Origin of the sequence: Pseudomonas sp. CFBP13509 (genome assembly GCF_005233485.1) — a bacterium.
Taxonomy (GTDB): domain Bacteria; phylum Pseudomonadota; class Gammaproteobacteria; order Pseudomonadales; family Pseudomonadaceae; genus Aquipseudomonas; species Aquipseudomonas marginalis.
In genome coordinates this window covers 1-22,675 of the sequence record NZ_QGAA01000037.1, presented here as the reverse complement: position 1 = coordinate 22,675, position 22,675 = coordinate 1, and the positions used below count along the sequence as shown (strand labels likewise).

General features: G+C 62.7%; 22 protein-coding genes. 3 read left to right on the top strand and 19 right to left on the bottom strand.

Annotation, left to right across the window (positions count from 1 at the left end):
* Positions 1 to 475: 475 nt before the first annotated feature.
* The 18 genes from PspCFBP13509_RS30895 to PspCFBP13509_RS30810 all read right to left on the bottom strand — a co-directional run bounded on the left by PspCFBP13509_RS30895 (position 476) and on the right by PspCFBP13509_RS30810 (position 19,683).
* Positions 476 to 2,551 (bottom strand): YjbH domain-containing protein, encoded by a 2,076-nt coding sequence (locus PspCFBP13509_RS30895; RefSeq protein WP_137213161.1) that lies wholly within the window; start codon positions 2,549 to 2,551, stop codon positions 476 to 478.
* The gene (locus PspCFBP13509_RS30890) at positions 2,548 to 3,315 is read right to left on the bottom strand and encodes a capsule biosynthesis GfcC family protein (RefSeq protein ID WP_137213160.1); all 768 of its coding nucleotides are present in this window, start codon (positions 3,313 to 3,315) and stop codon (positions 2,548 to 2,550) included. The genes PspCFBP13509_RS30895 and PspCFBP13509_RS30890 overlap by 4 nt, the downstream gene beginning before the upstream one ends.
* Positions 3,312 to 3,965: a YjbF family lipoprotein gene (locus tag PspCFBP13509_RS30885; RefSeq protein WP_446730754.1), complete on the bottom strand. Its 654-nt coding sequence runs from the start codon at positions 3,963 to 3,965 to the stop codon at positions 3,312 to 3,314. The genes PspCFBP13509_RS30890 and PspCFBP13509_RS30885 overlap by 4 nt, the downstream gene beginning before the upstream one ends.
* 12 nt (positions 3,966 to 3,977) lie before the next feature.
* Complete coding sequence (locus PspCFBP13509_RS30880) at positions 3,978 to 5,090, bottom strand: polysaccharide biosynthesis/export family protein (protein ID WP_065925167.1); 1,113 nt, start codon at positions 5,088 to 5,090, stop codon at positions 3,978 to 3,980.
* An 87-nt stretch (positions 5,091 to 5,177) separates the two neighbouring features.
* The gene (locus PspCFBP13509_RS30875) at positions 5,178 to 5,417 is read right to left on the bottom strand and encodes a hypothetical protein (RefSeq protein ID WP_027608676.1); all 240 of its coding nucleotides are present in this window, start codon (positions 5,415 to 5,417) and stop codon (positions 5,178 to 5,180) included.
* A gap of 178 nt (positions 5,418 to 5,595) precedes the next feature.
* Positions 5,596 to 7,005, bottom strand: a complete 1,410-nt coding sequence (locus PspCFBP13509_RS30870) for a mannose-1-phosphate guanylyltransferase/mannose-6-phosphate isomerase (protein WP_065925166.1) — start codon at positions 7,003 to 7,005, stop codon at positions 5,596 to 5,598.
* A gap of 23 nt (positions 7,006 to 7,028) precedes the next feature.
* Positions 7,029 to 7,487: a GDP-mannose mannosyl hydrolase gene (locus tag PspCFBP13509_RS30865; RefSeq protein ID WP_137213159.1), complete on the bottom strand. Its 459-nt coding sequence runs from the start codon at positions 7,485 to 7,487 to the stop codon at positions 7,029 to 7,031.
* Between the two features lie 5 nt (positions 7,488 to 7,492).
* Positions 7,493 to 8,701: a glycosyltransferase WbuB gene (locus PspCFBP13509_RS30860; protein ID WP_137213158.1), complete on the bottom strand. Its 1,209-nt coding sequence runs from the start codon at positions 8,699 to 8,701 to the stop codon at positions 7,493 to 7,495.
* Positions 8,701 to 9,678 carry a GDP-L-fucose synthase gene (fcl, locus tag PspCFBP13509_RS30855; RefSeq protein ID WP_065925164.1) on the bottom strand — a complete coding sequence of 326 codons (978 nt, stop codon included), beginning with the start codon at positions 9,676 to 9,678 and terminating at the stop codon, positions 8,701 to 8,703. Before fcl ends, PspCFBP13509_RS30860 begins: the two co-directional genes overlap by 1 nt.
* A 2-nt stretch (positions 9,679 to 9,680) precedes the next feature.
* Positions 9,681 to 10,802: a GDP-mannose 4,6-dehydratase gene (gene gmd, locus PspCFBP13509_RS30850; RefSeq protein ID WP_137213157.1), complete on the bottom strand. Its 1,122-nt coding sequence runs from the start codon at positions 10,800 to 10,802 to the stop codon at positions 9,681 to 9,683.
* 69 nt (positions 10,803 to 10,871) lie between these two features.
* Positions 10,872 to 11,807, bottom strand: a complete 936-nt coding sequence (locus PspCFBP13509_RS30845; protein WP_027608682.1) for a glycosyltransferase family 2 protein — start codon at positions 11,805 to 11,807, stop codon at positions 10,872 to 10,874.
* 1 nt (position 11,808) lies between these two features.
* On the bottom strand, positions 11,809 to 12,768 hold the full coding sequence (locus PspCFBP13509_RS30840; RefSeq protein WP_159440249.1) for a nitroreductase family protein: 960 nt from the start codon (positions 12,766 to 12,768) through the stop codon (positions 11,809 to 11,811).
* A 14-nt stretch (positions 12,769 to 12,782) separates the two neighbouring features.
* A complete protein-coding gene (locus tag PspCFBP13509_RS30835) occupies positions 12,783 to 13,334 on the bottom strand; it encodes an acetyltransferase (RefSeq protein ID WP_065925161.1) in 552 nt (183 codons plus the stop codon).
* The gene (locus PspCFBP13509_RS30830; protein WP_074847029.1) at positions 13,331 to 14,494 is read right to left on the bottom strand and encodes a polysaccharide pyruvyl transferase family protein; all 1,164 of its coding nucleotides are present in this window, start codon (positions 14,492 to 14,494) and stop codon (positions 13,331 to 13,333) included. The genes PspCFBP13509_RS30835 and PspCFBP13509_RS30830 overlap by 4 nt, the downstream gene beginning before the upstream one ends.
* Complete coding sequence (locus tag PspCFBP13509_RS30825) at positions 14,491 to 15,666, bottom strand: O-antigen ligase family protein (protein ID WP_137213156.1); 1,176 nt, start codon at positions 15,664 to 15,666, stop codon at positions 14,491 to 14,493. The genes PspCFBP13509_RS30830 and PspCFBP13509_RS30825 overlap by 4 nt, the downstream gene beginning before the upstream one ends.
* A complete protein-coding gene (locus tag PspCFBP13509_RS30820; protein ID WP_065925158.1) occupies positions 15,663 to 16,976 on the bottom strand; it encodes a lipopolysaccharide biosynthesis protein in 1,314 nt (437 codons plus the stop codon). Before PspCFBP13509_RS30820 ends, PspCFBP13509_RS30825 begins: the two co-directional genes overlap by 4 nt.
* Positions 16,977 to 16,981: 5 nt before the next feature.
* Positions 16,982 to 19,201 carry a polysaccharide biosynthesis tyrosine autokinase gene (locus tag PspCFBP13509_RS30815; protein ID WP_137213155.1) on the bottom strand — a complete coding sequence of 740 codons (2,220 nt, stop codon included), beginning with the start codon at positions 19,199 to 19,201 and terminating at the stop codon, positions 16,982 to 16,984.
* Between the two features lie 41 nt (positions 19,202 to 19,242).
* Positions 19,243 to 19,683: a low molecular weight protein-tyrosine-phosphatase gene (locus tag PspCFBP13509_RS30810; RefSeq protein WP_065925156.1), complete on the bottom strand. Its 441-nt coding sequence runs from the start codon at positions 19,681 to 19,683 to the stop codon at positions 19,243 to 19,245.
* A gap of 230 nt (positions 19,684 to 19,913) precedes the next feature.
* Between PspCFBP13509_RS30810 and PspCFBP13509_RS31910 the strand changes: the two genes are divergently transcribed.
* Both PspCFBP13509_RS31910 and PspCFBP13509_RS30800 read left to right on the top strand, forming a co-directional pair.
* Positions 19,914 to 20,222, top strand: a complete 309-nt coding sequence (locus PspCFBP13509_RS31910) for a phosphomannomutase (protein ID WP_235865593.1) — start codon at positions 19,914 to 19,916, stop codon at positions 20,220 to 20,222.
* Entirely contained in the window at positions 20,219 to 20,551 is a 333-nt protein-coding gene (locus tag PspCFBP13509_RS30800; RefSeq protein ID WP_065925155.1) for a hypothetical protein, read from the top strand. Before PspCFBP13509_RS31910 ends, PspCFBP13509_RS30800 begins: the two co-directional genes overlap by 4 nt.
* Here the strand turns inward: PspCFBP13509_RS30800 and PspCFBP13509_RS30795 are convergent.
* Complete coding sequence (locus PspCFBP13509_RS30795) at positions 20,503 to 21,123, bottom strand: hypothetical protein (RefSeq protein ID WP_428977862.1); 621 nt, start codon at positions 21,121 to 21,123, stop codon at positions 20,503 to 20,505. The two genes, PspCFBP13509_RS30800 and PspCFBP13509_RS30795, sit on opposite strands and share 49 nt — an antisense overlap.
* 258 nt (positions 21,124 to 21,381) lie before the next feature.
* Here PspCFBP13509_RS30795 and PspCFBP13509_RS30790 point away from each other — a divergent pair, with 258 nt between their 5' ends.
* The gene (locus tag PspCFBP13509_RS30790; RefSeq protein WP_065925153.1) at positions 21,382 to 22,458 is read left to right on the top strand and encodes an LLM class flavin-dependent oxidoreductase; all 1,077 of its coding nucleotides are present in this window, start codon (positions 21,382 to 21,384) and stop codon (positions 22,456 to 22,458) included.
* Positions 22,459 to 22,675 lie beyond the last annotated feature (217 nt).

Here is a 22,675-nt window from a genome sequence, read left to right as displayed (position 1 = left end):
CTGCGTAGCAGCTGCCGAGCGCAAGCGAGGCTGCGTCAGCGGTGTGCCTGGCAGGCCGTAAACGCAGCCTCGCCGCGGCTCGGCAGCTGCTACGAATGCCAATCCCCATCACCACCTCACCCCCGTAGCGCAAGCAAGGCTGCGTCAGCGGTGTGCCTGGCAGGCCGTAAACGCAGCCTCGCCGGGGCTCGACAGCTGCTACGAGTGCCAATCCCCATCACCACCTCACCCACGTAGCGCAACCGAGGCTGCGTCAGCGGTGTGCCTGGCAGGCCGTAAACGCAGCCCCGCCGCGGCTCGGCAGCTGCTACGAGTGCCAACCCCCATCACCACCTCACCCCCGTAGCAGCTGCCGAGCGCAAGCGAGGCTGCGTCAGCGGTGTGCCTGGCAGGCCGTAAACGCAGCCTCGCCGCGGCTCGGCAGCTGCTACGGATTTGAACGGTGTTGGATGAGACAGTATCTGTGTGGGTGCATTTATTCGGTGATCTTGTCGATGTTCTTGTAGAACAGCTCACTGTCGCGCCCATCGGTCATCGAATGCAGTGAGTAGGCGCGGTTCAAGCGTGCGCCGCCATCGCGGGTCAGTGGCGCCCATACCAGGTTGGCGCGCCGCATCGTCGACAGGCTCATCAACTCATCGAACGGAATGGACAGGTACAGGCCTTTGTCGAAGCTGCCTTCGCCGTACTCTGCGCTGGATGCAGTGGTGCGGGTGATCCACGCGCCAATCCGCACGCCATTGTTGAATTCCCGCGACAGGTCCAGGGTCGCGCCCCAGTCCCTGGCCAGGTAGCGGCCGACACTCAAGGCGCCCTGAATGTTGAACGGCAGATCGGTGTAGCCGGTGATATGTCCGGTGAGGGTGCGGTAATCGCGCAAGCTGAAATCCTGCTCGAAACCACGCTGACGCACGTAGTTCAGGTCGGCCCCCAATGCCCAGCGTTGGCCCATCGGGCGGTACAGCACTTCACTGCCGACACCGGCGTACATCGACTCCAGCAAACCACCGTAGACCATACCGTAGAGGTCCTGGTCCAACTGCTGCGCATGGTTGAGCTGGAAGGTCGGCAGGGTCACATCGGAGGTGGTCATGTACCGGCGCAGGTCGGTCCGCACCCGGGGCAAGCCACTGGGCGCATCGTAGGTAAACCCGTCGTAGTTGTTCAGCAGGTTGACGCTGAGCAGGCCGCTCCACCAGGTATTGCGGGTGAAACGATACTCGCCGTCGAGGTCGGCGGACACCTGGTAGAGCAAGCCATCCGGCCCGCCGACGTTCTGCTTGTAGCCCAGCCCCACCCCATAGGTGAAGGGTTTGGGCGGCTGGGTGTACAGCACTGTCTGGCTGCGGTTGCTGGCACGATTGACCTCGACCTGGCGATGCAGGTTCTGCAGGTCCTCGCGGTGGTTGACCACCTCGCGAAAGGTCTCGCGCGGCACGCTGGTTTCTTCGATCGGCAACGCATAACGCTCGCTCACCAGGGTGAACCAATCGATCTGGTCATTCACGCTGCCATCCAGAATCCGACTGGCGCGGCCCACCGCCTTGGCGCTGTAGAAATAGCGCTGCTGTTCGCCGTACACCAACAACTCCGGCCCGCGCTGGGTAATGCGCTGCACGTTGTAGCCGGCATTATCGTGCAGGCGCCGGGAGACGGCGGCCCAATCCACCTGGTCCATCGGCGTGGTAGGGGCCTTGGCAGGCAACTTGGGGGCCGGCGGGTCGTAGGTTTTTACCGGGGCCTTGCGGCTGACGAAATTGGTGTGCAGGGTGATGCCGAACATGGCGGTGTTGCCACGTTCCCAGGCGGCACTCACATCGATGGAGTCGGCCAGCTTGTAGACCAGGCCCAGGTTGATGGGCGAGTCCTGGCGCTGGTTGTTGTCGCGGGGTTCGTTCTGATAGTCGTTGCCCTCGTATTCCAGCTTGAGGCTCAGCGGTGCCCAGGGTGTCTGATAGGCAATCCCGCAGAACAACGCGGGCCGGCCGCGAAAGTAGCCGTTGGAAAAACTGCCGGAGCCTTCGGCGGTGGGCCGCTGGTTGAAACGATCATCCAAGGCGCCCAACGGGTTGCCGAAATCACCGCGACTGCCCAGGTACCCCCAGGCGATGCCGGCACTGAAATCCACATCACCGTAGCGCTTGTTGGCCACCAGGTACTCGCTGGAAAACAACCCGGTGCCACCCAGGTCCATGAACCCCAGCGCCACCTCGGGCAGCCAGTGGCTTTCCTGATACAGACGCACTTTGGCGTCGACGGCCTTGTCCTTATAGCTCTGGCCGCCGCTGAAGGACTCGGCGCCATAGGGGCGGTTGGTGATCGCGGTGTAGCGAAAGGTGCCCTCCAGCCAGTCCAGGGGTTGCGCCGAAAAACTGTAGCGGCTGTAGGGTTCGGTGCGGTTGGCATTCACGCTGAGTTCGCCGGCGGGCGCCATGCGGGCGGTGGGGGTTTGCAGCAGCCCGACGCCACCGAAATCGCTTTGGGTGTAACGGGGATCGCCATGGGCGACGCCACAGGGCACCAGCAGCACGGCTGCAATACATAATTTCAAGGCGTGACCTCGGCCAGGGGTTGGGTGGCAAGAAACTCGGCCAGTTGCTGATTGAGTTCGGGGGTGAGCGGGTCCAGGTCGTCGCTGCGGATCGGCACCAGCAACGTGCTGCCCGGCGCGGGAGGCGTGCCCTCCTCGCGATTCCATGCCGCGATACCCAGGCGGGTGACATGGCCGTCGGGCTGGATCAGCCACAGGTAATCGCGGTCCGCTTCCGCCAGGGCCGGACAGGCGTGGAGGTAATCGAGGGGCCGCTGCATCGGCCGGAATGCCAACGTGCAGGCCACGGCGACGGCACCCACGACACGCACGCTGTCCGGCCTCGGCGGATAAACCAGGCTGTCGCCCTCACTGACCAGCGGGTTCGGCGCAAAGCCGACTTCCACCGCCACCGGATCCAGCATCGCCTGTTGGCGGCCGGTCACCGGCAAGGCCTGCACCTGTTGATAGAGCCGAGCCGCCGCATGCGCGCGACCTTCGCGACCGGCCGCCAACGCCGCACGCTGCAGGGTTTGCAGGTCAAACAGCACACCGGCCTTGAGCCGTGCCTGCTGTGCCAGCAAGGGTTGGCGCAGCCAGGCCGCACCGAGCCAATAGCCCTGGGCATCCGGTTGCGACGCCGTGATCACATCCAGCAAGCGCGCCTCGGGCGCCAAGGGGATCGGCCCCGGATTGCGCACCTCGCCGCTGACGGTCATCGCCGCCTGGGACACACTGGCGCCACTGCACAACAGCACCAGCGCGGCCAATTTTCGCAGCATCATGGGGCATCCTTGCGAGTCGGTTGCAGTTGGGTAATGGTGAGCGTCAGGTCGGGCGTCAGGTGCTGCTCGCTCTGCACGATAAAACCGTCGCCGGGGTCGACCCAGTAACGGTTACGCGCGTGAAAGCCGGGGGCCTCGATGTCTTCATCCACCCGCAGCAAGGCATAGGATTTGTCGAGAATCTCGACGCTCTCCAGTCCCTGGCGCGTCATGCGGCTGTTGACCGTAATGCCCAGGCGATAGCCGTTCACCACGTCGATCTGGCGCGTGCTGCGATAGCCGTCCGGGACACGATGCAACCCTTGCTGGAACGGTGACTGGCCCTGCCAGCGCGTGCCATCCAGGTCAGTGCCCAGGCCCACCGTGCGCACCACCAGACCATCGCGCAGCAGCAGCACCTGTTTGCCGGACGCCACCCAGAACTGCAGGTCGTCACGCTGTCGAATCAACGCCATCACCCCAGCGCCGGACACCGTGGTGACCTTGATCTGGGGGAACGGCACCGCATCCACCTGGGCCTGGCTCAACACCAACGGCGGCGGGCCGCCGACGGCAGCCTTGAAGGTATCCAGCGAGGCCTGCATCAGCGGATTGCAGCCAGCCAACAGCCACGCCAACCCTGCGTACGTACCGATTTTCAGATTGTTCACGCAGGTACCACCCTATCGGCTGCTGGCTTCGCTCAGGTTGTTCTGGGTGGATGCACCAATGCCGATGATCGACGCGGACGGCACCAGTTGGCTGATAAAGCGGTTCCAGCGCGTGATATTCGCCGGGCCGACAAACACCACGTCCTGGGGCTGCACATCAAAACGCGTGGCCAGGGCCATGGCCGAGGGAGAGCCGGCTTCCAGCTGGAACACCTTGGCCGGTTCCACATCGATGTTCTGCGCGCCGCGAATCACGTAGATGGCATCGGCGTTGGAGGTGTTCTGGTTGACCCCGCCCACTGAACCCAGCACGTCGGAGAGGTTCATGCTGCGGGTCTTGAAACTCAGCGCGCGGGGTTGCATCACCTCGCCCATCACGTAGATGCGCTTGCGATCGTTGTAGGCCAGGTACAGCTGGTCGCCGTCCTTGAGATAGATGTCATTCAGGCGCGACTGCTCAAGGTTGAGCGTGTCGAGGTCCAGGGTGTAGCGCTTGCCGCCACGGGTGAGGGTGAGGTTCGACAGGTCGGCGTTGATCGGGTCGATCCCGGCGGCGCCGAGGGCCTCGCTGACGTTCATCGCAATCGTGGTGAGGGGCACCGGCCCGGCCTTGATCACCGCGCCGCTGATCACCACTTTCTGGCTGGCAAAACGCAACACGCTGACATCCACCTGGGGGCTGTCGATGTACTGGCGCAGCTTGTCGGTGATCTCGCTGCGCAGCGCTTCAATGCTGCGACCCTTGGCAACCACCTCGCCGACGTAGGGATAAAACAGGTTGCCCTCGGGGCTGACCAAGCGACCGTTGGCATCGATCTGCTGCTGCGGGCCGGACGGCGCGGTGAGTTCAGGGTGATCCCACACCGTGATATACAGCGCGTCATTGGCGCCGATCAAATACGGCCCGGGTTTATAACTCAAGAGTTCTGCTGGAATGGAATAAGGCACATGACTTGCCGCGTCCATGGCCAATAACTTTGGCGTAATCGGAATTAAATCCACGCGACTGTTTTCAGGCCCGCCCTCTTCGGTCAGGGCGGCCGTATCCATATATTGACCCGGGGAAAACATGCAGCCTTGCAATAATGCAGCGGCCACGGCTGCAATAGAAAAAATACGCATCATAGTGCTAGGACACTCGCGATAGACGACAAGAAAAAAAGACCACTTGGGCGGGGATTCCAAGCGGTCTTAAAAGCGGAAGGTGTACGACTAGTTGCTGGTACCCGTAGTGCCGGTGGTGCCGGTAGTACCCGTGGTGGTGCCGCCATTGGAGCTGCCGCCGCTGTTGGAAACAGCGGCAACACCGGCAACCAGGGCAGTGCCGACCAACAACGTTTGCCCCACCGTAACGGTTCCGGCCACTGTGGTATCAAGCCCCAACGGTAACTCGTCGGCCATCGCCGAAGTACTCAAGACACTGAGTACCAGAATAGCCAGTGATTTTCTCATTTCAGACTCCTTATCATCAGTGAGCAGGCAAACCGATAGTGCCATTCAACTAAACAGCACACCAGACAGATAATATTCAACCGACCTAGTTGAAAATAACGTTTTCCCGGCAAGCCCCGGCCTTCAATGCATTGCGCCCGGCGAAGTTATTAAAAACGTTATTAATTGTCGGAAAACCTCAGGCCCTGCCGTACTTGTCTTCGAAGCGCACAATATCGTCCTCGCCCAGATAAGAGCCCGACTGCACTTCGATCAACTCCAGCGGAATCACCCCCGGGTTTTCCAGGGCGTGCACCTGGCCGATGGGGATATAGGTCGACTGGTTTTCCGACACCAGGTAAGTCTGTTCGCCATTGGTCACCCGCGCCGTACCGCTGACCACGATCCAGTGCTCGGCGCGATGGTGGTGCATCTGCACCGACAACTTGGCGCCCGGTTTCACCGTGATGCGCTTGACCTGATAGCGCTGGCCGTTGTCCACCGAGTCGTACATGCCCCACGGCCGATACACCTCGCGGTGGTTGAGATGCTCATGGCGCCCGGCCTGCTTGAGCAGGTCGACGATGGCCTTGACCTGCTGCACCTGGTCCTTGTGGGCCACCAATACCGCGTCCTTGGTCTCGACAATGATCAGGTCCTGCACCCCTACCGTGGCCACCAGCCGACTGTCGGCGTGGACGTAGGTGTCACGGGTGTCCAGGCTCAGCCCGTCGCCGCGTATCACATTGCCGCTGGCATCTTTTTCGCTGGCCTCCCACAACGCCGACCACGAGCCGATATCACTCCAGCCGGCCTGCAACGGCACCATCACCGCGTCATGAGTGTTTTCCATCACCGCGTAGTCGATGGAGTCGTCCGGGCACGCGGCAAAGGTCGCGGCATGCACGCGGGTGAAGGGTTGATCCTGGCTGCCGCCTTCCAGCGCCACGCGACAGGCCTCGAGGATAGCCGGCTGGAAGCGTTCCAGCTCCTCCAGGTAACGACTGGCGCGGAACATGAACATGCCGCTGTTCCAGTAATACCCACCGTCGGCCACATACGCCGCAGCGGTGACGGCGTCGGGCTTCTCGACAAAGCGCTTGACCCGATAACCGCCCTCGCCCGCCGCCGCGCCTTGTTCGATATAGCCGTAGCCGGTATGGGCGCAAGTGGGCGTGATACCGAAGGTCACCAGCTTGCCGTCGCGGGCCAGCGGCAGCGCCACTTCCAGGCTGGCATGAAACGCCGGGACGTCTTCGATCAAATGGTCCGCCGCCAGCACCAGCAGGATCGGGTCCTGGTGCTCGGCCAGCGCCTTGCACGCCGCCAGCGCGATGGCCGGCGCCGTGTTGCGCCCCACCGGTTCCAACAGGATGCTGGCCTGTTCCAGGCCCAACTGGCGCAATTGCTCGGCCACCAGGAAGCGATGCTGCTCATTGCAGATCAACTGCGGCAGCGCGACGTTGGCGCCTTCCAGCCGCGTGATGGTCTGCTGCAGCATCGACAGGTGCGCGTCGGTCAGGCGCAGGAACTGCTTGGGGTTCAGTTGCCGCGAAAGCGGCCACAGGCGCGACCCCGAACCGCCTGCCATGATCACCGGTAACAACATGAGAGCGTCCTCGGGAGAGAGAGTCAGAAATAGGCGCGAGTGTGTTCATGCACCCGCGGGCTGATGCGCAGTTCGTCCTCGGGCCACCAGCGGTAATGCTGGTGTTGCTCCGTGGGCGGCTGAAGGGTCTGGCCTTCCGCCAGGTCCAGGCAATAGCCGAGCACCACATAATGGGTGTTCGGCCCGGCCCCGGCGTTGGCGAACACGCTGTCGTCGTAGAAGTGCTCGTACACCCCCAGCAGCCGCGCCTGGGCGCGCTCGAACGGGTGTCCCAGTTCGTCGCGGGTGATGCGCCGGAAGGCGTTGTCGAGGTGTTCGTTTTTCTGGATACGCCCGCCGGGCACGAACCAGAAACCATAAGCCGGCCGATTGACGCGCAGGCCCAGCAGGACCTCGCCACGGGTGTTTCTCACCACCAGGTCGATCGCCACCAGCGGCGTCGATGTCACGACCGTATTGAAGGTCGGTAAATCAAGCCACATACCCATCAGACCTGTGCCATAAAGCGTTGCAGAATACGTTCCTTGTCGAGGAACTCCTTGGCGTAGTTCAGCGCCACCTCATTGCGCGCGGGCAATGCCAGTGCCCGCTCGATCCCTATGTTCAGCGCGGCGACGGACTCCGGTTCAGCCAGCACCGCAATGCCCGGGTGTTCCTCGCACAGGCGGCCGAGGGTGGTGCCGGGGTCGGCGGTGATGATGGCGTGGCCGCCCACCGCCAGGATATTGGTCAACTTGGAAGGCAGCACCGCGTCCGCCACCCCGCGCTTCTGGATCACCAGGTGCACGTCGGCCGAGGCCAGCAGCACCGGCAAATCCTCGTAGGGCTGCAACGGCGCAAACAGCACGTTGCGCAGGCCATCGCGCTGCACACGCTCGAACAAGCGGGCCTTGCCGGTGCCCTGGCCGACGATCAGGAACACCAGCTCCGGGCGATCGGCATAGGCCTGGGCGACGTCAAGGATCAGTTCCAGGCCCTGCTTCTCGCCGATATTGCCGGCGTACAACAACACCCTTTGGCCTGGCGCCACACCCAGGCGCTGCAGCAGCCCGGGGCTGCGGGGCACCTGGCGAAAGCGGGCGGTTTCCGACCAATTGGGAAAGAACAGCAGGCGCTTGCCGTTCACGCCTTTGCCCCGGGCCTTGTCGAGCATGCCGCTGGAAATCGTCGAGACCCGGTCAAAACGCCGCAACAGCCAGCGTTCAAGCCCAAACGCCAGGCGCCGCACAAGGGAGCCGCCACCGATGCCGAGGCCGAACATCGCGTCCACTTCGTAATCCTGGATATGCAGCACCGAGCGCGCGCCACTGAGCTTGGCCAACAACAGTGCCTGGGGCGCACAAAACAGCGTGGGCACCACCAGGATCACCAGGTCCGGTTTCCAGCGCCACTGCCCCATGACCGCCAAAAACGAACTGGCGGAAAAGCTCATCAGGTGCAGCAGGCGCGTCAACGCCGTGGGCTGGCGTGGCACATACAGCGGGCAGCGAATCACCGTCACGCCGTCGTCCTGCTCGGTGCGAAAGCGCCACGGCGAATAGCCCTCGCCCACCTGCCACTGCGGGTAATACGGCGGCGCCGTCACCACTCGCACCTCATGGCCCTGGCCTGCCAGCCAGCGCGCCTGTTCACCGCTGTACTTGCCGATGCCGGTGAGCTCCGGGCTGTAGTTGATGCCGTACAGGAGGATCTTCATCAGTGGCCCCGAGGCTGTTCGAGGGCCGCGAGATAGGCGTTGTAGGCGTCGCGCAGCCCCTCTTCCAGCGGCACATAGGCTTCCCAGCCGAGGGCGTTGATCCGGCTCACATCCAGCAGCTTGCGCGGTGCGCCGTCGGGCTTGCTGGCGTCGAAGCGCAACTGCCCCTTGAAGCCGGTGACCCGCACCAGCGCCTGGGCCAGTTCGGCGATGGTGCAATCCACCCCGGTACCGACGTTCAAATGCGAACGCATCGGCTGGGTCTGCTCGCGGTAGCGTTCCTGGCTGAGCTCCATCACATGCACGCTGGCCGCCGCCATGTCATCCACATGCAGGAACTCGCGCCGTGGTTTGCCACTGCCCCAGATCACCACTTCCTCATCGCCACGCTGCGTCGCCTCATGGAAGCGCCGCAGCAAGGCGGCGATCACATGGCTGTTCTGCGGGTGGTAGTTGTCGCCCGGCCCGTACAGGTTGGTGGGCATCACGCTGCGGTAATCGCGGCCATGCTGGCGGTTGTAGCTTTCGCACAGCTTGATCCCGGCGATCTTGGCCACCGCGTAGGGTTCGTTGGTGGGTTCCAGCGCGCCGTCGAGCAACACCGCTTCGATCATCGGTTGCGGGGCATGCACCGGGTAGATGCATGACGAGCCGAGGAACAACAGCTTCTCCACGCCATGGCTGTGGGCGGCGTGGATCACGTTGGCCTGGATCATCAGGTTCTGGTAGATGAAATCGGCCGGGTACGTTGCGTTGGCGTGAATCCCGCCGACCTTGGCGGCCGCCAGGTACACCTGGTCCACACGGTGCCTGGCGAAGTACGCCTGCACCGCCGCCGGGTCGAGTAGGTCGAGCTCGTCACGGCCGGCCGTAAGCAACTGTGTGTAGCCCAAGGCCCACAGGCGCCGCACGATGGCCGAGCCGACCATGCCGCGATGGCCGGCCACGAAGATTCGCGCATCAAAGTCACGTGCCATGCTCAGTTCTCCACGGCAATCGGTGCGTCATGCCCGTGCAGGCGCAACAAAGCGTGGCGCTGGGCGACCTTGAGGTCTTCGCGAACCATCTCCGCGCACATTTCCTGGGCGCTGATTTCCGGCACCCAGCCGAGCAGGTGCTTGGCCTTGGACGGGTCGCCCAACAGCGTCTCGACTTCGGCCGGGCGGAAGTAACGCGGGTCGACGCGCACAATCACATCGCCCACCAGGATGCCCGGCGCCAGGTCGCCGTCGATCCGCTCGACCACCGCCACCTCTTCCACGCCCTCGCCGACAAAGCGCAGATGCAGCCCCAGTTCCGCCGCCGACCAGCGAATAAAGTCGCGCACCGAATACTGCACACCGGTGGCGATCACAAAGTCCTCGGGGTGTTCCTGTTGCAGCATCATCCACTGCATGCGCACGTAGTCCTTGGCATGGCCCCAGTCGCGCAGTGCATCCATGTTGCCCATGTACAGGCACTGTTCCAGGCCCAGGGCGATGTTGCTCAGGGCGCGGGTGATCTTGCGGGTCACGAAGGTTTCACCGCGACGCGGCGACTCGTGGTTGAACAGGATGCCGTTGCACGCATACAGCCCATAGGCTTCGCGGAAGTTCACGGTGATCCAGTAGGCGTACAGCTTGGCCACCGCATAGGGCGAGCGCGGGTAGAACGGCGTGGTTTCCTTCTGCGGGGTTTCCTGCACCAGCCCGTACAGCTCGGAGGTCGAGGCCTGGTAGAAACGGGTCTTCTTTTCCAGGCCCAGCAGGCGGATCGCCTCGAGGATACGCAAGGTGCCAAGGGCATCCACATCGGCGGTGTATTCTGGCGAATCGAAGCTCACCGCCACATGGGATTGGGCGCCGAGGTTGTAGATTTCGTCGGGCTGGATCTGCTGGATGATACGCGTCAGGTTCGACGAATCCGCCAGGTCGCCATAGTGCAGGATCAGGTTTTTACGCAGGGCCTGCGGGTCCTGGTAAATATGATCGATGCGCTGGGTATTGAACGACGAAGAACGGCGCTTGAGGCCGTGCACGGTATAGCCTTTTTCCAGCAGCAGCTCGGCCAGGTACGAGCCATCCTGACCGGTGATCCCGGTAATAAGCGCGACTTTATTCATGTCTGTCTCCCAATTGATAGGCGAGCGAAGGCCGACACCCAAACTTGGGTGTTTGTTAAAAACGCTCAGTTACTTCGGTGTGGGCAGGTTCAAGTTATGGCCGGTCAACTTTGAGAGTTCCCGGACAATGGCTTCCTTATCGTTTAAGTGCGCAATCGCGGTTTCCAGTTCAAGCACTTTGGCGCCCACCAGAAAGCGGTACCAATAGCCCTGGAGCAGGTGATAGACCAGGCCGCTGCGGCCATCGAGAAACCCCAGCTGGATGATGTAGCGCCACAGGAAATACGCGGTGGAACTGAGGGTGAACGGCACGCGGTTGTACACGCGGTTCTTGACCAGGCGCTTGGCCTTGGCCTGGAACGAACTCTGCCCGGCATGCAGTTCATCGCGTATCGCAAACAGCCCCAGCCGCGCGTTAAGCACTTCAATCGCTTCGCGGGTGGCGTACTGGTTGTGCTTGTGGGTGAAGAAGGTCAAATCATGCAGGTTATGGTCGGCAAAACCGCCGTCGAGGGTGATGGTGCGGCCCTCGGCGACCGAGATGTGCTCGTCCATCCACCGGTCCTCCATACGCCCCTGGCCGGTGCGCCACAGCCGCAGCATCTTCAACGGGTAGCGGCCACCATGGCGCACCCAGCGCCCCATGAAGATATGCTTGCGCTTGAAGTTGATGCCGGTGATGTCCCGGGCCAGGGTCGGCAGCCGGGTATTGATCGCGGCCGCAAGGTCGGCCTCGATGATTTCGTCGGCGTCCAGGCGCATCGTCCAGTTGCCGGTAATCGGCAGGTGATCCAGCGCCCACTGGAACTGCTTGGCCTGGTTGACGAAGGCATGCTGCACCACCAGCGCGCCATGGCGCCGGGCGATGTCGCAGGTGTCGTCGGTGGAAAACGAATCGACCACCAGCACTTCGTCGCTGAAGGCCCGTACCGACTCGATGGCCCTGGCGATATGCAGGCTTTCGTTGTAGGTGAGGATGATCACACTGACGGTTTCGCGCTTCATATCAGCCACCGTGCATCTGCAGGACTTCGGTGGTGAGCCGGCGCGGTGAACGCGCGGCCCGGAAGTGGCTTTCCAGGGGCAGCCCCACGGCGATCATCATGATCAACCGCTCGCTGGCCGGGATGGCGCCGATGCCACGGATCTTCTTTTCCACCGAATTGAGGATCGCCAGGTTCAGCGGGCACGCGCCCAGGCCATTGGCGTGGCAGGCCAGCAGCAGGCCCATGGAAAACAACGCACCGTCGACGTAAAGCTGGTTGCGCTGCCCGGCGCCGCCCCAGGCGGTGACTTCGGACGTGACCACAAACAGGTTGTCCACCGACTGCGCAAACCCGCGCGAGCCGCCTTGCAGCTCCAGCAGCTGCGCGATCACCGCGCGGTCCTGATACACATGCACCCGCGACGACTGCCGGTTGCATTGCGAAGGTGACGACTGCGCCAATTCCACCAGGGACGTCAGCAGGCCACTGTCGATCTTGCCGGCCTGGAACATGCGGCAACTGGAGCGCGATTGCAGGAACGCCTTGGCATCCAGCCCGCCATTGCCCAGCCACGGCGCAGCACGCTTGATACCACCGCTGCCGGCGGTGCCGTCGCGCTTGAGGTGCTCCACATAAGCATCCAGGTAAAACACGAAGTCGTCGCTGATGCCGAGGGTGCGGTGCAGCTCGAGGTAACCCTGGAACGCGCCGAGGGCCATCTCCACCGGCAGCGCCGAATACGTGCGGTCGTATTCGTTGAGCATATGGATGATGCCGTTGATCTTGTCCTTGCCGAACAGCGGCTTGGGTTCCTTGAGGGACAGGCCCTTTTCCACGGTGTGGGTTTCGATGAGGATTTTGTAGAACAGCTTCTTGTTGCGGCTTTCCAACGGCGAGTAACCGTTGTGGCGAATAAACGTGAGCATGTCGCGAAAGAACTCGCTGACGAAATACATCAACTTCCATGCCTTATCCATCATGGGTTTCACCTGTTTCATAGTGCGATGTCTCTCGTTTTGAGGGGGCGGCACGGCGCACCGACGCAAATCATCCAGGCCGGCTGGCTGGCCGTGACCACCGACCGCGCGCCGACCACGCAACCCTCCTCCAACACACAACCGGGGTGGATAAAGGCCTCGGCGGCGACCCACACGTGGTCCTTGATCACGATCTCGCGAGTCACCAAGGGCCGCAGCAGGCTGCGGGTGTCGTGGCTGCCGGTGCACAGGAAGCTGCGCTGGCTGATGGTGACTTTGGAGCCCAGCGTGATTTTGGCCATGGCGTACACATCGACCCCATCGCCGATGGCGGTGTAGTCGCCGATCTCCAGGTTCCACGGCGCCCAGATGCTGCACGTGGGCGCGATGCGGCAGCCCACGCCGACCTTGGCGCCAAAGCAGCGCAGCAACCAACGCCGCCAGTTGTGCAGCATCCAGCGCGGCGTAGGACGAAACAGCAACTGATAGACCATGCCCCACAACAGCCGGCGTGCCTTGTTGCTGCGCGGCAGGGTGTCGACGTACTTGAGTTGCGCGAAGTCGCTCATGGCCGGATCGCCGCCAGTTGTTCCAACAGGTAGCGCTCGCCCACCTGTTGCAGGGCCTGGCGCCGGGCCCGCACCGCCACCCAGTCGATGGGCGCCGCGATCAAGGCGTGCACCTGGTCGGCATCGTCTGCCGGCAGGAAGCGTTGCGACAGCTCCAGCTTCTCCAGCAGGTTGCGCACACGGGCGTTCAGCGAGGCCTTGTTGCCCGGTAACCCCACGGCGATAAACGGCTTCTCGAAAATGATCGCGAACACCGTGGCATGGAAGGAGTTGGTCACCACGTAGGCGCTCTCCTTGAGCAACTTGAGCCAATCCTGTGGGCCCACCTGCACGGTCTCGCCGATCTGCCGCCAGCGCCGGTGCGCGTTATACGGCGAGACAATCGGCCCGGCCACCTGCCGCGACAGCGCCTGGGCCACTTCGCGCACGCCCACGCCAGTGCGCAGTGCGTAGCAGAACACGTGGCCGGTGCGGGTCTGGGTGGACGTGGCGAGCAGCGCCGAATAGTCGCGGTGCAGCAGCGTCGGGTCCGGCACGCAGTGGGCAGCCAGCCCCGAGACCTGGTGCACGATGCTCACCCCGCTCTCCTCGCGCACACTGATCGCCGACAGTTGCTTGAGCAGGCCCTCGGCTTCGGCGTGGTACTGCGGCTCCAGGTATTCCTTGCCGAAACTCGCGGCGTAGGAAATGCGCCGGATCGCCTTGTCGCAGTCGAAGGCCAGGAAGTACGCCGGGTCGAGGCCGGTCTGGCCCGAGGGGTTCCAGATCTGGTCACTGCCGGCCACCAGCAACTGCTGGCCGGCCACCGCCTGGTTGAGCTGGTGGGCGTGGGCGTAGCGCGGCGCCTGGATATTCAGGAAGCGCGTCTTGAACGCGTGGAACTGGCGCGACTGGGCATTCGGCCCCAGCACCCGGGTTTTCAACGCCAGGGCCTTGAGGTACAGGGCCTTGAGGTTGGCCTTGAGCTGGCGCGGGTTGAACAGCTGGCGGATCTCGCTGCCATCCTCCACGTAGGCCGGGTGGTAGTTGATCAGGCTTACCTGCAAGCCCTGTTGCTGCAACCAGCGCTGCAAGGCATAGGCTTGCAGCACCGCGCCGAAGTTTTCGCTGAAGTGGTACGTCAGTATCCCGGCCCTGATGGGGCTAGCAGGTGCGTTCATGATCCAGCCTGTTTCAGTAAGTAATTGGGGTAAACCGCCTGGCGTGCAGGCGCAGCCTTGTTGAGCAGGCCGATGAACATCGACCACACCAGCAGGTAGCTGCCATCGAACGTGGTGAAGAACTGGTAGCTGGTCTTGAACGAGAAAATCAGCAGGATCGCCACCACGGCCAGGGATACCGGGCTGCGCGGCAAACCGCTGAACAGCAGGCAAAACAGCGCCACGCCGACCACTCCCAGCTTGGCGATGACGCCCCAGTAGCCGTTCTCGATATCGAACTTGGAGTTCTCGAACCAGCGCTCGTCATTGGTGGGCACGCCGGGGGTCAATTGCTTGGCCAGGCCATTACCCAGGAACACCGTGGCGGGGTTGTCGAGAAACGATTCCTTGGCATGCGCGATCTCGAACGCACGGGTCACGTCCTCGCCCTTCTCCTCGAACAGGTAAGTGGCAAAGCGCGACACCGCCAAGGGGCTGGCATAGAACGTCAGCGTACCCAGCGCAGCGATGGCCACCACCAGCACCGACAGTGACTTCAGCTTGCGTTGGGTAATCGCCGACAACAGGATCATCACCGCCATCGCCGCGAGGATGGTCTTGGAACCGGCCGCCAGCAACGTGACCGCGAGGATCAGCATCAAGCCGATCTTGCGCTGGCAACAGGCATAGAAAAACAGCAGCACCGCCGAACTGGTGGGAAACAACATGATCCGCCCGACTTCGTCGCTGGACTTGGACGCGGCGTTGGTCAGGTCGATGCCCACGCCATACAGGCTGACCTGCAGCAACTGGCCAAGGGCGAAGATGTAGATGATGCGTTCGAGGATGCGCCGGTAGTTGACGCTATGGGCCAGCGCGATTTTTTCCACATTGGCCAACACATAGCTGTACCCGGCCAGCAGCAGCACAAAATAGAAAAACGGAATGCCGGAACGCAGGAACTGGTACAGCGAGATCTTCGCCCCACTGCTCACCAATACCTGCAACACACTGGACGCGACCACCAGCGCCAGCAATGGCAGCGCGCGGGTAAAGCCACGCGCCGCGTACACCACGAACGGCAGCAACAGCAGCAGCGCCAAGGGTTGCGAGAGGTTGTTGCTCAGCGCCAGGGGCAAGGCGAAGAACGTCAGCGGCAGGTAGAGGGTCAGGCGCGCCTGGGACAGCATCATGGGCCGACCTCCCCCACGCGAATCACCCGCAGGTACACCAACACCACCAGTTCCGGCAGCGACAGCAACAGCGACGCGCCCAGCAGCGGATCGATGCGCTCCTTGCATGCCAGCCACAGCAGCAAGGCCATCACGCTGCTTACGGCATAGATCACTGAGGTGAGGGTGTGGCGATTGGTGGAAATCAGCATCGCCGCGAGGATGAACCAGGCCACATTCAAAATCGTATGGGAGCCGATCAGCGCCAATGACAGGCGATCGACCTGCACCAGGCCATGGCTCCACAGCAGGATGACCTGCGGCCCGGCCCAGATCCCGGCGACATACACCAGCAGGCACAGGCCCAGTACCAGGGAGCTGGCGCGCTGGGTAAAGCGTCGTGCCTGTTCGAACTCGCCGCGCCCGGCCAGCCGTGAGATCTCCGGGGTCAGGGCGTTGCTGCAGGTGATGCCCAACTGGATGATCAGGCGCATCAGGGTGCGCGCCATGGTGTAACCCACCACCACCGCCGGGCCGGCGATCTGGTTGAGCACTTGCAGGCCGCCTTGCAGGGTGATCGCCTGCGCCAGCGGTATCGCCGCGCTGCCCAGCGCCGGTTTCCAGATACCACGGAACTCGGCCCAGGACGCCGACGCCAGCCCCAGCAGCGGCCAGGGTGAAATCCGCCGCACAAACAGGGTCACCAGCACCAGGAACAGCACCTGGCTGAAAAACATGCCCTGGGCCAATTGCAGTTCGGAGCCACCCAGCAGCAGTACGACGATGGACAGCACAATGTCCAGGGTCCTGCGGTTGGCCATGATGAAGACGCCGCCGACGGTTCTGTCGATGGTGCGAAACCAGGCGTCGATCGGCCCACCCAGCAAGCGCGTGCACAGGTAGCCGGACATGAACAACACCACCAGGCCGGCTTGCTCGGCGGTCAAGGTCTTGAGCCCGAGCAGTGACACCCAGTCGAGCCACTGGCCCAATGTCAGGGCGAATACCAGCACCAGCGCCACCACCGCCAGGGTAAAGGCCAGCGCGGTCTGCACACTGCGTCGCGCCCCCGGCACATCGCCCTGGCTCGCACGCAGCGTGGCGCTGGTGGCCGACGCCTGGGCCACCCCCAGGTCCAGCAGGCTGAGCATCGACGGAATGCCGGTGAGCACCAGCCAATCGGCATAGCGCCCGGTGCCCCAGGCGTGCAGGAAGAACGGCACCAGCACCAGTTGCGCCGCCAGCGTCACCAGTTGGGTGTAGCCGTAGCTCAGCACGTTGAGGCGAAACCGTCGCGACAACGAGCGCGGCATTTCAAGCACTTTGCTCATGGTCATCAGGCCTTGTCGGACTGATAGGCGTAGCTGTAGTAGCCGTAGTCGCCATAGCCGTAGCTGGCGGACCGGCGTTTTTCCACACCATTGAAGATCGCACCCTTGAGCTCGATGCCGTTCTGATGGAAGCGGCGCAGGGTCAACTCGATCTCCTTCGCCGAGTTCACGCCAAAACGGGTGACCATCAGGCTGGTGCCGGCCTGGCGCCCGACAATCGCGGCGTCGGTCACCGCCAGCAATGGCGGCGTGTCGATGATCACCAGGTCATAGCGCTCGCTGACTTCGGCCAGCAACGCGGCGAAGTTGGGGTGCATCAGCAGTTCAGACGGGTTGGGCGGGATCTGCCCACGGCCGATGAAATCGAAGCGCTCCACGGCGGTCGGGTGAATCGCTTCCTGCAGATCACAGCGCTTGGCGAGCAGGTCGGACAACCCCGCCTCCACCGCCTTGCCGAGCATCTTGTGCAAGTAGCCCTTGCGCATGTCGGCATCGATCAACAGCACGCGCTGGCCCGACTGCGCGACAATCGCCGCCAGGTTGGCCGAGACAAACGTCTTGCCCACCTCGGGGCTCGGGCCGGTGATCATCAGGCGGTTGTTCCTGGCCTCGAGCATGGCGAAGTGCAGGCTGGTGCGCAGGCTGCGCATGGCTTCCATCACCAGGTCATGGGGGTGATTGACCGCCAGCAGCGACGGCGCGCCGGAACGCCCCTTGGCCGCGTTGGTTTCCTCGGCCTTTTGCAACAGGCTGAAGGGGATCGAGGCGTACACCGGCAGGCCGAGTTTCTCGATCTCATCCGGGCTTTCCAGGCCACGGTTGAGCAGGCTGCGTACCAGTACGATGCCTACCGAGAGCATGCCGCCGAGCAGCATCGCCAGCAGCACCACGATGACCTTGCGCGGCGCCACAGGCTTGGCCAGGTTGACGTCGGCACTGTCGATCAGGCGCACGTTGCCCACGGTGCCGGCGCGCATCACGTCGAGTTCCTGGGAGCGGTTGAGCAACTGGGTGTAGATCTCGGTGCCCACTTGCACGTCGCGGGTCAGGCTGAGCAATTCCTGCTGGGTCGTGGGCAAGCCTTCGACGCGCTTGGTCATCTGCGCCTGCTTGGCATTAAGTTCCGCCAGCTTGGCGATCAAGGCGCGATATGCCGGGTGCTGGGGGGTGAATTTGCGGTCCATCTCGGCCTGTTGCAGCTTGAGTTCGGAGATGCCGGTGTCCAGGGCCACCACCTGGTCGAGCACGGCCTTGGCTTCGAGGCTGATGTCGATGGATTTGCTGCGGGTCTGGAAGCGGTTCAAGGCGTTCTCAGCCTTCTCCAGGTCGCGCCGCACCTGGGGCAACTGGTCATTGAGGAACGACAGGCTCTGTGCCGCCTCGGCCGAGGTACGGTCGACGTTCTGCTTCACATACAGGTTGGAAATTTCATTCAGCGTACGCACCGCCAGGCCCGGACGCGTGCTCTCCAGGGACAGGCTGATGATGCCCGACTCCTTGCCGCGTTCGATCACGGTGAGCAGGTCCTGGTAGTCGGCCACCGCGTCCAGGCGCGGCTTGCGCACGATCTTGAAATGCGCGCCCGGATTGGCCCGCAGCTCCTTGACCAGCACCTCGACGCCCTCGGCGGCAAACGGCACGCCGACGCTTCCTGCGGCGATCTCGACGCCGTCCTCATCAAATAACGTGTAGGCCTGGGCCTCGCCGGCCACCAGTACCAGGGTGGTCCCGAGCAACGCCGTCGGCAGGTTCAAGCGGCTCAGCACCAGGGCCTCGCCCCCTGCCGACCAGCGGCTGAAACCGAACAGCGGCGGCGCAATATCGCCCTTGTGTTCAGGCGCATAACGCCGCGCGAGGAAGCCACCGATCAACGGAAAATGCTGCGGCGTGACAGTGATGTCCAACGCCAGGGTATCGACGGTCTTGCCAATGATGGTGCGCGACTTGATCAGCTCGATCTCGGTCACCGCCGGCGATTCCTTGCCCAGCAGGCTGCTGACGTCGGAGAAACCGAGCATGTCGTTCTTCTTCGGCTCCACCTGGATCAACGCATTCGCCTGGAACACCGGCGCCGACAGAATGGCGTAGGCGGCACCGATCAGCATGCAGGTGCCGGTGATCCCGGCGATCAGCCATTTGTGATCGATCAGGTTGCCGAGCATGCCGAGCACATCGATCTCGTCACGGTGAGGGCTTTCAGGGGAAGCGTTCTGGGGTGAATACATAAATCGCGTCTTCGTCCTTGCAATCGTTTAAAGAGGGAGCGTCAGCGCGCCAGGCGCTGGGCCCAGGCCTGTGCGGCCTGTTCGATCAAGGCATAGGCCTGCACAAAGGCGGGCTTGCCCTGGCGATAGGGGTCGGTGATCTCGCGATCGTGCTGCCACTTGCCCAACAGGAACACCTTGCCCCGTGCCTCGGGGGCGAGGTCGAGCACGCCGTCGATGTGCCGTTGTTCCATCACCAGGATCAGGTCGGCCTCACTCACGGCGCCGGCGTCGAGTTGCCGGGCCCTGTGCACCTGGGGCACATGCCCGTGCTCCGCCAGCACCTGCCCGGCCAGGGGCTCCAGCGGATGGTCACGCAAGGCCGCCAGGCCCGCCGAACTCACCTGGATCCCGGAAGGTGCAAGCGCAGCACCCAGCAAGTGTTCCGCCGTGGGGCTGCGGCAGATGTTGCCGATGCACACAATCAATATCTTTTTGAACAAGGCAACCTCCCACGCACCGCACACTTATTCTTCGGCAAAAGGGACGACCTTATTTAATGAGCTGCAACTAACGACCGAGTAATTATGACCACAGCCTACAAACCGAGACCATCTATCGCGCAAGACAAAAAATAACAATCCCGGTATTGACCGACTAAAACTAACATTCCGGTATTTTTGCACCGCCCCATAATAAAGTGCGATTTGAATGCACCAGACAGGGGACGGCCATGAACACGTCAAAGTTATTGGTAGAGCGTATTGGCCTATTTCCTTCTTCGGGAAATATTCATGTGGAAGTGCATGATTCAACCCATGTCGTCGAACGCCTGCAGGTGCTGTATGCGGATAACTCACTGGACAGCGACGCGTCCGGCGCCGGGTTTTCCATGGTGTTCGCCGACTGGCGCTTCAAGTTGCAGGTCAGTGACCCGTTGTCGGTGTGCCTGTGCGTGGAAAGTCGCGGCGACAGCCAGTTCATGCAGGTCAAGACGGCCGAACTGCTGGCCAATATCTGCGGCACCGAGGAGCGGCCATGAGCCTGTGGGCGGGCTTGAGACGCGGCTATGCGTTGCGCAGGCTGACGGGGATGTTCGAGGGGTTTGCCGAACCGGTGCAGGGCGCGCAGTACCAGCGCAACACCCGGGCCATCGGCCATTGGCTGGACCTGTTGCGTGGCAGCTCCCCCCAGCAGATCACCCATGCGCTGTTCCAGCAGATGAAACGCGCGCGGCGCCGTGGCAATGCGCAACGGTTCAACGCGCAGACCACCCTGCTGGCGCTGATGGTGGAAAGCAACCTGGCGCTGGACCTGGCGACCTACTCGGCCTTCCTGTGCGCGGTTTCCAGGCGCCAGGCAGGCTCCTGATGGGCCTGGTCGGCACCTGAGAGGGTCACTGCGACGCGGTTGAGCAGCCACTCCGCGTTGTACTTGGGCACCAGCCCACAGACCAGCAAAAACACCAGCCCGCCGCCGATGAACACGGGGGATACCTTGATGGGCGCGGCATCAATACGCCACAGGAACACACTGGCCGCTGTCGCACCCAGTGCGGCACCGGCCAGGGCTTCATTCAGCGGATGTATATAAGGCGCGACACAATAAGCACTGAACCCGATACTTATCACTAACCCCACCAACGCCGCCGGCCAGCGCCAGGCCAGATTGAACTGGCGGGCCAGCAAACTCGTTGCCACCGTGACCATCAAACAGGTGTTCATGGCATGGCCACTTATTACAGCAATATCCAAGTGCTGGAAGGATAAGCCCCAACCTTTAAACAGCAACTTGCTGGCCGCCACGATCGAATAAGTAATACCCAGCGTTATTATCCAGGCCCGCAATGCCCACGGCGTGGAATACCTTAACCAGACAGCAATCATCAGTGCGGCCGGAATCATGACGGTAATGCCGCCATATTGCGCAAGTTCTGCCCGCATCACTGCTTAACCTTCGAGGTGCCGTTTTCGGCGCTCATCAGACCTCAGGCCCAAAAAAAACACAACGTTATCTAGCGTCAGCAACACCTGAAAAATGCAATTTACTGATTACTACATACAGATATGATTCTGTATTTTAATAATTAGGTTAGAACCAAACGGCATTTTACACAGGCTGTCGCGGCCCCTACCGTGGACGAGCATGACCGACCCCCTGCCCGGCGGAGGTACTCACTCCCTACTCGACAAGGACAGACCATGAGCATTGAATTCATCGGCTATATCGGCGGTCACCACGCTTCCGAGATCCACCCACGCAGCGGCCCTGCCCTGCAACCGGACTACGTGGAAACCGTGGCCCGCGCCCACGAAGACGCCGGTTTCGACCGCGCGCTGGTGGCGTTCCATTCCAACAGCCCGGACAGCACGCTGATCGCCGCCCATGCCGCCAGCGTGACGAAAAAACTGCAGTTCCTGATCGCCCACCGTCCGGGCTTCGCCCAACCCACCCTGGCCGCCCGCCAGTTCGCCACCCTTGATGTGTTCAATGGCGGGCGCACCGCCGTGCATATCATCACCGGCGGCGACGACCGCGAACTGCGCGCCGATGGCAGCCATATCGGCAAGGACGAACGCTATGCGCGCACCGATGAATACCTGAGCGTGGTCCGCCAGGAATGGACCAGCGATCAGCCCTTCGACTTTGCCGGCACCTACTACCAGGTCGAAGGCGCGCACTCCGCGGTGAAGTCGCCGCAGCAGCCGCATATCCCGCTGTATTTTGGCGGCTCTTCCAAGGCCGCGATTGAAGTGGCGGGCAAGCATGCCGATGTGTACGCGCTGTGGGGCGAAACCTATGAGCAGGTACGCGAGATCGTGACCCAGGTGCGCGCCGAAGCGGCCAGGCATGGGCGTACGATTCGCTTCAGCCTGTCGCTGCGACCGATCCTCGCCGAGACCGAAGAACTGGCGTGGGCGCGTGCCGACAGCATCCTGCAACAGGCCACCGAGTTGGCAGAGAAGAATGGCTTTGTGCGGCGTGAACCGCCGAATGAAGGCTCGCGCCGGTTGCTGGCGGCGGCGGCGCAGGGCTCGCGGCTGGACAAGCGCCTGTGGACGGGGATTGCGGGGTTGCTGGGGGCGCAGGGCAACTCCACCTCGTTGGTGGGGACCGCCGAACAGGTGGCAGAGGCATTGGTCGATTATTACGACCTCGGTATCACCACCTTCCTGATCCGTGGGTTTGATCCGCTCAATGATGCGATCGACTATGGCAAGCGGTTGATCCCCCTCACCCGGCAGCTGATTGCTGAACGCGAGCAGAAAGTCGCCTGACCAAACAACACAGAACCCATGTGGGAGAGGCTTGCCCCCGATGGCAGAGTGTCAGTCAAAGATAAATTGACTGATCCACCGCCATCGGGGCATGGGTATCTACACATCTTGAGCCGAGCCCCGTGCGTAGCAGCTGTCGAGCCTTGGCGAGGCTGCGTCGGCGGTGTGTCAGACGCGCCGCAAACGCAGCCTCGCCAAGGCTCGACAGCTGCTACGC

Bases quoted from the DNA above. Each gene is read 5' to 3' on its own strand.
- PspCFBP13509_RS30890 (WP_137213160.1), bottom strand. From the start codon at position 3,315: ATGATGCTGCGAAAATTGGCCGCGCTGGTGCTGTTGTGCAGTGGCGCC.
- PspCFBP13509_RS30880 (WP_065925167.1), bottom strand. From the start codon at position 5,090: ATGATGCGTATTTTTTCTATTGCAGCCGTGGCCGCTGCATTATTGCAA.
- PspCFBP13509_RS30875 (WP_027608676.1), bottom strand. From the start codon at position 5,417: ATGAGAAAATCACTGGCTATTCTGGTACTCAGTGTCTTGAGTACTTCG.
- PspCFBP13509_RS30870 (WP_065925166.1), bottom strand. From the start codon at position 7,005: ATGTTGTTACCGGTGATCATGGCAGGCGGTTCGGGGTCGCGCCTGTGG.
- PspCFBP13509_RS30865 (WP_137213159.1), bottom strand. From the start codon at position 7,487: ATGTGGCTTGATTTACCGACCTTCAATACGGTCGTGACATCGACGCCG.
- PspCFBP13509_RS30860 (WP_137213158.1), bottom strand. From the start codon at position 8,701: ATGAAGATCCTCCTGTACGGCATCAACTACAGCCCGGAGCTCACCGGC.
- fcl (WP_065925164.1), bottom strand. From the start codon at position 9,678: ATGGCACGTGACTTTGATGCGCGAATCTTCGTGGCCGGCCATCGCGGC.
- gmd (WP_137213157.1), bottom strand. From the start codon at position 10,802: ATGAATAAAGTCGCGCTTATTACCGGGATCACCGGTCAGGATGGCTCG.
- PspCFBP13509_RS30845 (WP_027608682.1), bottom strand. From the start codon at position 11,807: ATGAAGCGCGAAACCGTCAGTGTGATCATCCTCACCTACAACGAAAGC.
- PspCFBP13509_RS30840 (WP_159440249.1), bottom strand. From the start codon at position 12,768: ATGATGGATAAGGCATGGAAGTTGATGTATTTCGTCAGCGAGTTCTTT.
- PspCFBP13509_RS30835 (WP_065925161.1), bottom strand. From the start codon at position 13,334: ATGAGCGACTTCGCGCAACTCAAGTACGTCGACACCCTGCCGCGCAGC.
- PspCFBP13509_RS30830 (WP_074847029.1), bottom strand. From the start codon at position 14,494: ATGAACGCACCTGCTAGCCCCATCAGGGCCGGGATACTGACGTACCAC.
- PspCFBP13509_RS30825 (WP_137213156.1), bottom strand. From the start codon at position 15,666: ATGATGCTGTCCCAGGCGCGCCTGACCCTCTACCTGCCGCTGACGTTC.
- PspCFBP13509_RS30820 (WP_065925158.1), bottom strand. From the start codon at position 16,976: ATGAGCAAAGTGCTTGAAATGCCGCGCTCGTTGTCGCGACGGTTTCGC.
- PspCFBP13509_RS30815 (WP_137213155.1), bottom strand. From the start codon at position 19,201: ATGTATTCACCCCAGAACGCTTCCCCTGAAAGCCCTCACCGTGACGAG.
- PspCFBP13509_RS31910 (WP_235865593.1), top strand. From the start codon at position 19,914: ATGAACACGTCAAAGTTATTGGTAGAGCGTATTGGCCTATTTCCTTCT.
- PspCFBP13509_RS30800 (WP_065925155.1), top strand. From the start codon at position 20,219: ATGAGCCTGTGGGCGGGCTTGAGACGCGGCTATGCGTTGCGCAGGCTG.
- PspCFBP13509_RS30795 (WP_428977862.1), bottom strand. From the start codon at position 21,123: ATGCGGGCAGAACTTGCGCAATATGGCGGCATTACCGTCATGATTCCG.
- PspCFBP13509_RS30790 (WP_065925153.1), top strand. From the start codon at position 21,382: ATGAGCATTGAATTCATCGGCTATATCGGCGGTCACCACGCTTCCGAG.